Source organism: Phreatobacter sp. (assembly GCF_022843985.1).
Taxonomy (GTDB): Bacteria; Pseudomonadota; Alphaproteobacteria; order Rhizobiales; family Phreatobacteraceae; genus Phreatobacter.
The window spans coordinates 1-12,185 of the sequence record NZ_JALHMP010000041.1; the positions used below are offsets into that span (position 1 = coordinate 1).

The 12,185-nt window shown below is 69.0% G+C and carries 12 protein-coding genes and 1 pseudogene; 6 read left to right on the forward strand and 7 right to left on the reverse strand.

Annotated elements, in window-relative coordinates:
- The 4 genes and pseudogenes from Q0C57_RS19775 to Q0C57_RS19790 form a co-directional block, all read right to left on the reverse strand.
- Window positions 1–219 (reverse strand): annotated as a pseudogene (locus Q0C57_RS19775) (calcium-binding protein); the annotation flags it as partial.
- A 196-nt stretch (window positions 220–415) separates the two neighbouring features.
- Window positions 416–1,270: an ABC transporter permease gene (locus tag Q0C57_RS19780; RefSeq protein ID WP_296579345.1), complete on the reverse strand. Its 855-nt coding sequence runs from the start codon at window positions 1,268–1,270 to the stop codon at window positions 416–418.
- Between the two features lie 50 nt (window positions 1,271–1,320).
- Window positions 1,321–2,262 carry an ABC transporter permease gene (locus Q0C57_RS19785; RefSeq protein ID WP_296579263.1) on the reverse strand — a complete coding sequence of 314 codons (942 nt, stop codon included), beginning with the start codon at window positions 2,260–2,262 and terminating at the stop codon, window positions 1,321–1,323.
- A gap of 60 nt (window positions 2,263–2,322) precedes the next feature.
- A complete protein-coding gene (locus Q0C57_RS19790; protein WP_296579265.1) occupies window positions 2,323–3,924 on the reverse strand; it encodes an ABC transporter substrate-binding protein in 1,602 nt (533 codons plus the stop codon).
- Window positions 3,925–4,387: 463 nt separating this feature from the next.
- On the opposite strand from Q0C57_RS19790, the gene Q0C57_RS19795 reads away from it, so the two are divergent.
- The 5 genes from Q0C57_RS19795 (at window position 4,388) to pcaG (ending at window position 8,950) form a co-directional block, all read left to right on the forward strand.
- On the forward strand, window positions 4,388–5,239 hold the full coding sequence (locus Q0C57_RS19795) for a CoA transferase subunit A (RefSeq protein ID WP_296579267.1): 852 nt from the start codon (window positions 4,388–4,390) through the stop codon (window positions 5,237–5,239).
- Between the two features lie 13 nt (window positions 5,240–5,252).
- Window positions 5,253–6,020, forward strand: a complete 768-nt coding sequence (locus tag Q0C57_RS19800) for a CoA-transferase subunit beta (protein ID WP_296579269.1) — start codon at window positions 5,253–5,255, stop codon at window positions 6,018–6,020.
- Window positions 6,021–6,324: 304 nt separating this feature from the next.
- A complete protein-coding gene (gene pcaF / locus Q0C57_RS19805; protein ID WP_296579271.1) occupies window positions 6,325–7,530 on the forward strand; it encodes a 3-oxoadipyl-CoA thiolase in 1,206 nt (401 codons plus the stop codon).
- A 111-nt stretch (window positions 7,531–7,641) separates the two neighbouring features.
- Window positions 7,642–8,352: a protocatechuate 3,4-dioxygenase subunit beta gene (gene pcaH / locus Q0C57_RS19810; RefSeq protein ID WP_296579272.1), complete on the forward strand. Its 711-nt coding sequence runs from the start codon at window positions 7,642–7,644 to the stop codon at window positions 8,350–8,352.
- Entirely contained in the window at window positions 8,342–8,950 is a 609-nt protein-coding gene (gene pcaG, locus Q0C57_RS19815; protein ID WP_296579275.1) for a protocatechuate 3,4-dioxygenase subunit alpha, read from the forward strand. The genes pcaH and pcaG overlap by 11 nt, the downstream gene beginning before the upstream one ends.
- A 123-nt stretch (window positions 8,951–9,073) precedes the next feature.
- Here the strand turns inward: pcaG and Q0C57_RS19820 are convergent, their stop codons facing one another.
- The 3 genes from Q0C57_RS19820 to mutY all read right to left on the reverse strand — a co-directional run bounded on the left by Q0C57_RS19820 (window position 9,074) and on the right by mutY (window position 11,560).
- The gene (locus tag Q0C57_RS19820; RefSeq protein ID WP_296579278.1) at window positions 9,074–9,688 is read right to left on the reverse strand and encodes a LysE family translocator; all 615 of its coding nucleotides are present in this window, start codon (window positions 9,686–9,688) and stop codon (window positions 9,074–9,076) included.
- 12 nt (window positions 9,689–9,700) lie between these two features.
- Window positions 9,701–10,363 (reverse strand): hemolysin III family protein, encoded by a 663-nt coding sequence (locus tag Q0C57_RS19825; RefSeq protein ID WP_296579279.1) that lies wholly within the window; start codon window positions 10,361–10,363, stop codon window positions 9,701–9,703.
- Between the two features lie 108 nt (window positions 10,364–10,471).
- Entirely contained in the window at window positions 10,472–11,560 is a 1,089-nt protein-coding gene (mutY, locus tag Q0C57_RS19830) for an A/G-specific adenine glycosylase (protein ID WP_296579281.1), read from the reverse strand.
- A gap of 64 nt (window positions 11,561–11,624) precedes the next feature.
- Between mutY and Q0C57_RS19835 the strand changes: the two genes are divergently transcribed.
- On the forward strand, window positions 11,625–12,110 hold the full coding sequence (locus tag Q0C57_RS19835) for a DciA family protein (protein ID WP_296579282.1): 486 nt from the start codon (window positions 11,625–11,627) through the stop codon (window positions 12,108–12,110).
- Window positions 12,111–12,185: the final 75 nt, after the last annotated feature.

A 12,185-nucleotide genomic window follows, 5' to 3' on the forward strand; every position in this document is an offset into this window, starting at 1 on the left:
CGGCGCGGCGGGGCCGGCGCCGTTGCGGGCCGGCAGCGGGATCACCTCGCCGCCGGGAGCGGCGGGCGGGCGCCCGGCGGGCGGCAGGTTGTTGTCGCGCGGCTGGAACGGGTCACGCTCGTTCCCCGTCTTCGTCCCGAGCACGCTGCGCAGGCGGAAGAAGATGAACACCGCAAGGGCGAGAAAGATGATCGTGTAGATGTCGAACACGTTGTTCATGATCGCCGTTGAGAGGGGCCAACCCGCCGCACCGGATTCGATGCCGCGAACGGACTGTCAGTGTAAGCGCTTTCGGCTACTCAAATAAGGCATTTTTTTTGGTTTGCCAGTCCGATGTGCGGCGGTGCCGCAGATCGCCGCGCGCAAGGCCCGTCCCGGAGGCAGCCGGACCGCCCGGAACGGGGCGGCGGCGGCCTCAGAACTGCTTGGCGAGGCGGGGGTCGAGGGCATCGCGCAGGCCGTCGCCGAGGAGATTGACGGCGAGAACGGTGATGGAGAGGAAAATCGCCGGGATGAGGACGATGTAGAACTTGACCTGCCAGAGGGCGCGGCCCTCGGCCATGATATTGCCCCAGGACGGGATGATGGGCGGGGTTCCCGCGCCGATGAAGGAGAGGATCGCCTCGGTGATCATGGCGGCGGCGCAGATATAGGTGGCCTGGACGATGATCGGGGCGAGGGTGTTGGGCAGGATGTGCTTGATGATGATCATCGGCGTACGGGTGCCGGCGGCCACCGCCGCGTCGACATAGGGCTGTTCGCGCAGGGAGAGCACGACGCCGCGCACCAGGCGCGAGACGCGCGGGATCTCGGCGATGGTGATGGCGAGGATGACATTGCCGACCGAGCCGCGGGTCAGCGCCATCAGCGCCACGGCGAGCAGGATGGAGGGGATCGACATGATGCCGTCCATGACGCGCATGATGATGGCGTCGGCGGCGCGCACGAAGCCGGCGATGAGGCCGATGGCGAGGCCAATGACGGAGGCGAGGATGGCCACGGAGAAGCCGACGACAAGGGAGACGCGGGCGCCGTAGAGGACGCGCGAATAGATGTCGCGGCCGAGCATGTCGGTGCCGAACCAGAACTGCGCCGAGGGCTCGCGGGTGCGCATGCGGGTCGAGATGGCGGTCGGATCGGTGGTGCCGAGGAAGGGCGCGAAGATGGCCATGAGGATGACGGCAACGACCAGCGAGCCGCCGATGGCGATGGTCGGATAGCGGCGGACGAGGCGGATCACGCCGATCCGGCGCTTGCCGCCGTCGGTCACGCCGACAGGATCGTCGGCGAGGGTTGCGGGAGTCTGGGGGCTCTGCGCGGTCAATAGCGGATCCTCGGATCGACGATCGTGTAGACGAGGTCAACGGCGAGGTTGACTAGGACATAGACGAAGGAGAACAGCAGGACGAGGCCCTGGATGACCGGATAGTCGCGCCGCAGGATGGCATCGACGGTCAGGCGGCCAAGGCCGGGAATGGCGAAGACGCTCTCGGTGACGACGGCTCCGCCGATCAAGAGCGCCACGCCGATGCCGATGACGGTGATGATCGGCACGGCGGCGTTCTTCAGGGCGTGCAGGAACAGGACGGCGCGCTGCGACAGGCCCTTGGCGCGGGCCGTGCGGATATAGTCCTGCTGCAGCACCTCCAGCATGGTGGCGCGGGTGATGCGGGCGATCAGCGCGATATAGACCATGCCGAGCGCGATGGCCGGCAGGATGAGGTTCTGGAACCAGGGCCAGATCCCCCGGGCGATGGGCGTGTAGCCCTGGACCGGCAGCCAGTCGAGCTCGAGGGCGAAGATATAGGCGAGGATATAGCCGACGACGAAGACCGGCACGGAAAAGCCGAAGACGGCGAAGGCCATGATGGTGCGGTCGATCAGCGTGCCCGCCTTCCAGGCCGCCAGCACGCCCATCGGCACGGCGATGGTGACGGCGATGATCAGGGTCACCACCATCAGGGACAGGGTCGGCTCGATGCGCTGGGCGATGAGCTGCGTCACCGGCAGACCGGTGAAGATGGAGGTGCCGAGGTCGAAACGGACGATCTGCCAGACCCATTCGCCGAAGCGGATGAGGAAGGGCCGGTCGAGACCGAGCGAGCGGCGGATCTTCTCCACATCCTCGGGCGTCGCCTGGTCGCCGGCGATCACCGCCGCGGGGTCACCGGGCGCGATATAGAGCAGCGAGAACACGAACAGCGCCACCACCGCCATGACCGGGATCGTCGCGAGGATGCGGCGGACAACGTAGACGAGCATCAGGGGTTCTTTTCATGATCGGCCGGGGGGCGGAGACCGCCCCCCGGTCAGGGGAATGCGTCAGGCCTTGGCGACGTCCCAGAAGAAGGGAAGCGGCCCCTTGGTGATGCCGGTGACGTTGGAACGCCAGGCGGTGTAGGTGAGGAAGAACCCCGGCGGCACGAAGACAACATTGTCCAGTGCGGCCTTGTTGAGACGGGCAATCGCCGCCTTCTCCTCGGCGAGGTTCTTCGCCTCGAACCAGGCCGTCACCTCGGTCTCGACCGCGGGAACGTCCGGCCAGCCGAACCAGGCCCGGTCGCCATTGGCCCGGATGGCGGTGTAGCCGGCCGGGTTGGTGCAGTCGGCCCCGGCGTGCCAGGAGAAGAAGATGTTCCAGCCGCCCTGGGCGGGCGGCGTCTTCAGGGCGCGGCGCTGGCCGGTGGTTCCCCAGTCGGTGGCGACGAAGTCGACATTCATGCCGATGCGCTTCAGCAGTTCGTTGGCGACATCGCCCTGCGCCTTGGTTACCGGCTGGTCCTGGGCGACGACCATCGTCACCGGCTCGCCCTTGTAGCCGCTCTCGGCGAGAAGGCGCTTGGCCCCCTCGATGTCGCGGCGGCCCTTGAGGATCTCGCCGCCCTCTTCGGTGTAGAGCGGCGTGCCGGGGGTAAAGAAGCCGGGCAGCGGCTTCCACAGGCTGTCGTCGGAACCGACGATGGCCCGCATGAACTCCTCCTGGTCGAGGGCCATCAGGATGGCGCGGCGGGCGCGCACGTCGTTGAAGGGCGGATGCAGGTGGTTCAGGCGGAAGGCGCCGATATTGCCGAGGGGATCGCCGATGTCGACGCGGATGTTGCGGTTGCGCCGCAGCACCGGCACGAGGTCGGCGATCGGGTTCTCCCACCAATCGATCTCGCCGTTCTGCAGCGCGGCGGAGGCGGTGGCCGGGTCGGGCATGATGACCCATTCGATGCGGTCGACCAGCATGCGCTTGCCCCCCGCCAGCCAGGAGGCGGGCTCGGAGCGCGGCACATAATCGGCGAATTTCTCGAAGACGGCGCGGGCGCCGGGGACCCATTCGTTGCGCACGAATTTCATCGGGCCGGAGCCGATATATTCGCTGATCTGCTGGAACGGATCGGTCCTGGCGATGCGCTCCGGCATGATGAAGGTGCAAGGCGCATTGTTCTTGCCGAGAGCCAGCAGCATCTTCGGATAGGGCTTGGTCAGCTTCCAGCGGAAGCTGCGGTCGTCGATGGCGACGATCTCCTCCTGGATCGCCTTGATCATCAGGCCCATCGGGTCGCGGAACGACCAGCGGATAAGGCTCTGAACGCAGTCCTTGGCGAGGACGGGCGAGCCGTCATGGAACTTGAGGCCGGGGCGCAGCTTGAAGGTCCAGGTCCGGCCGTCAGCCGAGACTTCCTCGGATTCGACCATCTGGCGCTGCGGCGTCAACGTGCTGTCGACCCCGTAGAGCGTGTCCCAGACCAGCGCGGCCGCATTGCGGACGACATATTGGGTTCCCCAGATCGGATCGAAATTGGCGAGGTTCGCCTGCGGCACGAACCGCAAGGTTTTGGCCGCCGCTCCTTGCGACAGGGCCGGTGCCGACAGGCCGCCGGACGCGGCGATGATGCCGGCGCCGGCGCCGGTCTTGATGAAGGTTCTGCGGTCCATCGTGGTGATACTCCCCTGGAAATCCGGTCCCGCATTGAAGGCGGCTGGGACGGCACATGCCCGTCCGACAGACGGCCCGGAGGTTTTTCCGGGTCCCGGACGAGGCAGCCTAGCGCGTGGCAAGGGGCGTGCCATAGGGGCTTTTCCTAGGACGCTGCCCTGCGCCAATGCGCGGCGCCGCCGCCTTCAACCCACCAGTTGCCGATTTCCGCTACCGGAGCGCCATTTTCCGCAGCAAAGCCGTGCATTCCGGACATGCGCATTATTTCGCCAGCATGGCGTCCATGCGAATTTTTTCATCCGATCCCCCCGGGATCCGTGCAACGGGCTTGCGGCATCGGGCCATGGATGAGATCCATTCGTGCGCTAATCGCACTATCGTCCGAATATCGCACTTGACAGGATCGCGGCGCGGCGCGAGGACTGCGATCCGAGGAAACACCAAGGTGGAGACGACGAGGCCATGGCCGAGTTCATGTCCCTGCGCGATGCCATTGCCGCGAATCTGAGGGACGGCGACAGCGTCGCCATGGAAGGCTTCACCCATCTCATCCCCTATGCCGCCGGGCACGAGGTCATTCGGCAGGGCCAGAAGGACCTGACGCTGATCCGCATGACGCCCGACATCATCTACGACCAGATCGTCGGCATGGGGCAGGCGAAGAAGCTGGTCTTCTCCTGGGCCGGCAATCCCGGCGTCGGTTCGCTGCACCGGGTGCGCGAGGAGATCGAGGCCGGGCGCCTGGCCATCGAGGAACATTCCCACGCTGCCATGGCCAATGCCTTCGAGGCGGGCGCGGCCAACCTGCCCTTCGCCGTCTTCCGCGGCTACAAGGGCGTCGACCTGCCGAAGGTCAATCCCAACATCCGCTCGGTCACCTGCCCCTATACAGGCGAGGTGCTGGCCACGGTGCCGGCGGTGCGGCCGGATGTGGCCATCATCCATGCGCTGAAGGCCGACCGTGAGGGCAATGTCCTGCTCGAGGGCATCGTCGGCGTACAGAAGGAGGCGGTGCTCGCATCCCGGCGGTCGGTCGTCACGGTCGAGGAGATCGTCGCGGATTTCGGGCCGCGCAGCACCAATGCGGTGATCCTGCCGGCCTGGACGGTGACCGCCATCGCAAAGGTGCCGGGCGGTGCCCATCCCTCCTATGCCCAGGGCTATTACAAGCGCGACAACGCCTTCTATATCGCCTGGGACAAGATCGCCCGCGACAAGGCGGTGTTCCTGAAGTGGATGGAGGAGAACGTGCTGGCTTCCGGGCCCGATTCCTTCGCGGCGCAGGCCCGCCGCTTCGCCGTCGCGGCCGGGTGAGGGAGCAGGACCCATGAGCGCCTACACGCCCACCGAGATCATGACCATCGCCGCGGCGCGGCTTCTGACCAACGAGGACGTCTGCTTCGTCGGCATCGGCGCCCCCTCCGCCGCCTGCAACCTCGCCCGCCTCACCCACGCGCCGAAGATCACGCTGATCTACGAGAGCGGCACGCTGTCGACGCGGCCTTCGGTACTGCCGCTGTCCATCGGCGACGGCGAGCTCTGCGACACGGCGCTGACCACGGTCTCGGTGCCGGAGATGTTCCGCTACTGGCTGCAGGGCGGGCGGATCACCACCGGCTTCCTCGGCGGCGCCCAGATCGACCGTTTCGCCAATCTCAACACCACCGTGGTCGGCCCCTATGACCAGCCGAAGGTGCGCCTGCCCGGCGGCGGCGGCGCGCCCGAGATCGCCATCCATTGCGGCCAGATCTTCATCATCATGGCCATGGGCCAGCGCGCCTTCATGGACAAGCTGCCCTTCATCACCTCGCTCGGCCACGGCACGGGCAAGGGCTCACGCGAGGCGCTGGGGGTGAAGACCCGCGGCCCGACGCAGCTCATCACCGACCTCTGCGTCTTCGAGCCGGACCCGGAAACCAGCGAACTGACGGTGACCGCGCTCCATCCCGGCGTGACGCGCGACCAGATCCAGGAGAATTGCGGCTGGCCGGTGAAATTCGCGGCGGCGGTGCGGGAAACCCCGGCGCCGGACGCGACCGAACTGTCCGTGCTGCGCGACCTCCATGCCCGCACCAAGGCCGCCCACGCGGCCTGAACCACGAGGAGACCTGTGCCCGCGAGCAAAACCCGTCGGCTTGAAGGCAGGGGCAAAAAAAGGCCCCACCCGCACCCTCCCCGCGCTGCGCGCGGAGAGGGGGACCACGACGAGAGCGCTTCGTCGTGACCGTCGCGCCAGGCACGAGGGTTTTTTGAGAGGGCGGTCGGTCAAAGTCCCCCTCTCCGCGCGCAGCGCGGGGAGGGTCAGGGTGGGCCCTTCACGCACACTGCGGCCCACGGGCTGCAGTGCCGCGCTGAAGGCACGACATTCGAACAGATCGCCGGAACGAGGAATTAAAACCATGGCCGATGTTTTCATCTGCGACGCGGTGCGCACGCCGATCGGCCGCTATGGCGGGGCGCTGGCCAAGGTGCGCGCCGATGATCTCGCGGCCGTGCCGCTCAAGGCACTGCTCGCCCGCCATCCGCAGATCGCCGAAGCCATCGACGAGATCGTCTTCGGCTGCGCCAACCAGGCCGGCGAGGACAACCGCAATGTCGGCCGCATGGCGGCGCTGCTCGCGGGCCTGCCCGACAGCGTCCCGGCCATGACCGTCAATCGCCTCTGCGCCTCGGGTCTCGATGCGGTGGGAGCCGCAGCCAGGGCCGTGAAGGCTGGCGAGATCGACCTCGCCATTGCCGGCGGCGTCGAGAGCATGACCCGCGCCCCCTTCGTCATGGGCAAGGCGGCTGAGGCCTTCTCGCGCTCCGCCGACATTTTCGACACGACCATCGGCTGGCGCTTCATCAACCCGCTGATGAAGGCGCAGTACGGCGTCGATTCCATGCCGGAGACCGGCGAGAACGTCGCCGAGGAGTTCCAGGTGTCGCGCGAGGCGCAGGACGCCTTCGCGCTGGCCTCGCAGCAGAAGGCGGCCCGTGCCATCGCCTCCGGCTATTTCGCCGCCGAGATCGTGCCCGTGGAGGTGCCCGGCGGCAGGGCCGGGCCGATCGTGGTCGACAGGGACGAGCATCCCCGCCCTGACACCACGGCCGAGACGCTGGCCAAGCTGAAGGCCTTCGTGCGCCAGCCCGGCACGGTCACCGCCGGCAATGCCTCCGGCGTCAATGACGGCGCCTGCGCCATGATCATCGCCTCGGCCGCGGCGGTGGAGAAACACGGCCTCACCCCGCGCGCCCGCATCCTCGGCCTCGCCTCGGCCGGCGTGCCGCCGCGGATCATGGGCATCGGGCCCATCCCGGCGGTGAAGAAGCTGATGGAACGGCTCGGCCTCAAAGTATCGGATTTCGACGTCATCGAGCTCAACGAGGCCTTTGCCAGCCAGGGCATCGCCGTGCTGCGCGGCATCGGCGTGCCCGAGGACGCGGACCATGTGAACCCCAATGGCGGCGCCATCGCGCTGGGCCATCCGCTCGGCATGTCGGGGGCGCGCATCGCCGCCACCGCCGTCCACCAGCTGGAGAAGACCGGCGGCCGCTACGGCCTCGCCACCATGTGCGTTGGCGTCGGCCAGGGCGTGGCCCTGGCCGTCGAGCGCATCCCGTGATCCCCGGCTGGCCCGGCCGGTGCCGGGCCGCGACCGCCGCGCCCCCGGCGGCCAAGACCACGACGAAGACCTGCGCCCGGCAGGCCCGCCCCACCCGAGAGGAACCCGACCATGGCCCTGGTCCTGCCCCGCAGCTCCACGGCGGCCCATCCGCCGAGCCTGCATCCCGCCTATACGAGCACCGTGCTGCGCGCGCCGCGTGAGCCGCTGGTCCTCGTGCCGCATACGCTGACCGAGCTGACAGGGCCCGTCTATGGCCAGGGCAAGGTCCGTGACAGCGACGCCGACCTCACCACCCAGCATGGCGGCGAACCGCTCGGCGAGCGCATCATCGTCACCGGTCGGGTGCTGGACGAGGACGGCCGCCCGGTGCCCAACGCCCTGGTCGAGCTCTGGCAGGCCAATGCCGCCGGCCGCTATGTCCATGTCCGCGACCAGCACCCCGCTCCGCTCGATCCGAACTTCACCGGTGCCGGGCGCTATCTCACCGGTGAAGACGGCCGCTACCGCTTCACCACGGTGCGCCCCGGCGCCTATCCCTGGCGCAACCACCACAATGCCTGGCGCCCGGCCCATATCCACTTCTCCGTCTTCGGGCCGAGCTTCGTGTCGCGGCTGGTCACGCAGATGTATTTTCCCGGCGACCCGCTCTTCCCTTTCGACCCGATCTTCAACGGCATCCCGGACGAGAGGGCGCGCAACCGCCTGATCGCCCGATTCGACCTCGCCGTGACCCAGCCGGAATGGGCGCTGGGCTATCAGTTCGACATCGTGCTGCGCGGCCGCGAGGCGACGCCGACGGAGGAACCGCATGAGCACTGAGCCCGCCGACACGCGCCCGGACGGCCTCTCGCCGTCGCAGACAGTCGGACCCTTCTTCCATTACGGACTGACGCCGGGGACAGCCTATGGGCATGTGCCGGTTTCGGTCGACGGGCAGGTGGCGGCGCCCGGCACACCCGGCGAGCCCATCGTGCTCACCGGCCGCGTCATCGACGGCGCCGGCGATCCGGTCCCCGACGCCATGCTGGAGATCTGGCAGGCCGATTCGGACGGGCGCTACGCCCATCCGGACGACGGGCGGCCGCGGGCGAGCAACAGTTTCACGGGTTTCGGCCGGTCCGACACGACGGCGGACGGCACCTACCGCTTCACCACGATCAAGCCCGGTCGCGTGCCTGGCCCCGGCGGAGGCGAGCAGGCGCCGCATATTCTCGTCGCCGTCTTCGGGCGGGGCATGCTGAAGCAGCTCTTCACCCGGGTCTATTTCGATGACGAGGCCTCAAACGCCGAGGACCCGATCCTGGCACTGGTGCCGGAAGCGCGCCGCGGAACCCTGATCGCGAAGCGGGACGGCGACACCTTCACCCTCGACATCCGCCTCCAGGGCGAGGGCGAGACGGTGTTCTTCGACGTGTGAGGGGGCGCAAGCCGCCCTCGCCGTCATGGCCGGGCTTGGCCCGGCCATCCACGACTTGAACACGGCGCAGACGGGGAATTCGTGGATGCCCGGGCCAAGCCCGGGCATGACGCGTTGGAGACCCTACCCCCTGGCCGCCACCGCCACCGCCGCCCCCGCCATCACCGCTCCGGTGCCGCGGTTGACCAGGCGCATGGCGTGCGGGCTGGCGATGAAACGGCGGGCGCGGGCGGCGGCGAGGGCATAGGTTCCCATGGCAGCCGAAAGGATGACCGCCATGGCCACCGCGAGTTCGATCGCCAGAAGCGGAGTCAGCCCGCCGAGATCGACCACCAGCGGCAGGATCGACACGAAGAAGACCATCACCTTGGCATTGCCGAGGGTGAGCGCCAGGCCGCCGAGGAAGAGCTTCCAGCCCTCGCCGCGCGCGGCAGGCGATTCCTGCGGCGGCGCGGCCGGCGCGGTCCACAGCTTCCAGGCGAGCCAGAGGAGATAGGCGACGCCGGCATATTTGATGGCGAGGAAGAACGGCTGGGCGTTCTGCGCCAGCGCCGCAAGGCCGAGGGCGACGAGGGCGAACCAGACGAGATCGCCGGCGACGATGCCGAGGATGAAGGGCGCGGTGCGCCGCGCCCCGACCGCCAGGGTGCGCGCCACGATGGCCGCCGCCGCCGGGCCCGGCGAGAAGGTCGCCATGGCATAGACGCCGCAGAACAGAAGGAAACCGGACAGGGTCATGGCGGCACCGGTTCAGACGCCGAGCAGCACACCGTTCAGAACGGCGGCATATTGGCAGCCGGCGGCGACCAGGACGAAGCCGTGCCAGATGGCGTTCTGGAAGCGCAGGGAATGCCAGAGGTGGAAGACGACACCGGCCGAATAGATGAGGCCGCCCGCCACCAGCAGCACGATGGCGACCGTCGGCAGCACGGCGAAAACCTGGTGGGCGACGACGACGCCACTCCAGGCGATGGCGAGATAGAGGAAGACTGTCACCCGGTCGTAGCGGCCCGGCGCGAAGAGCTTCAACGCCGCTCCGGCGAAGCCGGCGATCCAGACCCCCGCCAGCATGGCATGGGCGGTGGGCGTCGCGACATGGACCATGAAGGGCGTATAGGTGCCGGCGATGAGCATGAAGATCGCCGCGTGGTCGAAGCGGCGAAGCAGCCATTTGGTGCGCGACACCGGCCACATATTGTAGGCGGCCGAGCAGCCGATGACGGCGACGAGGCTGGCGGCATAGACGATGAGGGCGGAGAGCGTGGCGAGCTCGGCGCGGTAGAGGGCGACGCCCACCAGCGCGCCGGCGGCGAAGAGCGCGAAGACGGCGCCGAGCGCATGGATGACACCGTCGGCGACCATCTCGGCGCGATCATAGTGCCAGGTCATCCCCGGCGGGCGGCCATCGGTCATGCCTATCGATTCCGTCATTGGAGGGCGGACGCCTCTCGCATTCCGCCACTGTGATCGTCGCCAGCATGCCGTCCGGCGACCCGAGGTCAAGCCCGATCGCCACGGCCGTCAGATTCCGGGCATGCCATGGGCGATGACCTTGCGCATGACCGAGGGAAAGGCCTCTCCGGCAATGGCGTCGGCCGTGATCCAGCGCCACCCCGTGGGGGCCGGCATGGGGGCCGGCGCCTCGGCGCGAAAAACCACGAGTTCGAGCGGAAAATGGGTGAAGACATGGCTCACCACGCCGGGCAGGCGGCGGAAGGGCAGCGGCAGGGGCGCGGCGGTGAGCGCTGCCGCGGCATCGAAATCCGCCGACCAGGGCGTGCCCGGCACCTCGGTCATGCCGCCGAGCAGGCCCTTGGGCGGCCGCGTGCCGACGAGCAGGGCGCCATCGGCGCGCACCACGACGAAGGCGGCGCCGCGGCGCAGCGCCCCCGTCCGCTTCGGCGCCTTTCTCGGATAGGTCTCCTGGTCGCCCGTGGCGGCAGCGGCGCAGGAGGGCTGCAGCGGGCAGAGCCCACAGGCGGGCTTGCGCGGCGTGCAGATGGTGGCGCCGAGGTCCATGCAGGCCTGGGCGAAATCGCCGGGCCGCGCCGGGTCCAGCATGTCCGCGACCAGCGCCCGGATCAGCGGCTTGGCCCCCGGCAGCGGTTCATCCACCGCCTCGAGCCGCGTCACCACGCGCTCGACATTGCCGTCGACCACGGGCGCGGGCAGGGAGAAGGCGATGGCGCCTATGGCCGCCGCGGTATAGTCGCCGATCCCCGGCAGCGCCCGGAGGGCGGCGAGATCGGCGGGAAAACGGCCGCCATGGCCATCGGCGACGGCCATGGCGCAGGCGTGGAGGTTGCGGGCGCGGGAATAATAGCCAAGCCCGGCCCAGGCTTTCATCACCTCCTCGACCGGACTCGCCGCAAGGTCTTCGACCCGCGGCCAGCGGGCGAGAAAGGCGGCGAAATAGGGCACCACCGCCTTCACCGTGGTCTGCTGCAGCATGATCTCGGAGAGCCAGACCCGATAGGGGTCGACCGGCTCGCCGGGCAAAGCCCGCCAGGGCAGGCGGCGGCGATGGCGGTCGTACCAGGCGAGCAGCGCCTGCGCCGGCACCGCGCCCTCCTGTCCCCGCCCCGTCCGTGCTAGTGTCTTGCGCGCCATGGGCGGACCCTCGCCCACCGCCGCCGCCACCGCAACGTCATCCGCCGACAACCCACAGCCGCCGATGAAACCTCCCTATCGCCCGAAAGGCCCGCGGCCCCTCGCCGACATCGCCGCAGGGCCCATCGGCCAGGCCCTGCAACAGGCGGGCTTCGCCTCGACCGAGGTGGTGACGCGCTGGGACGAGATTGTCGGCGAGGACCTGGCGCGCCGCTCGGCCCCGGTGAAGATCGCCTGGCCGCGCCGCCCGGAGGGCCGCGGCGAGCCGGAGCCGGGCACGCTGCATGTGCGCGTCGAGGCGCCCTTCGCCCTGGAGATCCAGCACATGACGCCGGTGATCATCGAGCGGGTCAACGCCTTCATGGGCTGGCGCTGCGTCGCCGCCGTCCGGCTCACCCAGATCCCGCTCACGTCGAAGCCCAAGCCGCGCGCGGCGCCACGCCGCCCGGCCGACGAGGCGCGGCTGAAGGCCGCCGTCGCCGGCTTCGAGGACGAGACCCTGCGGGCCGTCGTCGCCCGCTTCGGCCGGGCAGTCGGCGGCTCCGACTGACGGCCAACGGCACGGCCGCAATGACGCCACGGAGCCGGTCTGCTATGGAGAGCCTCGACAGCGCGCGGTCCGGCC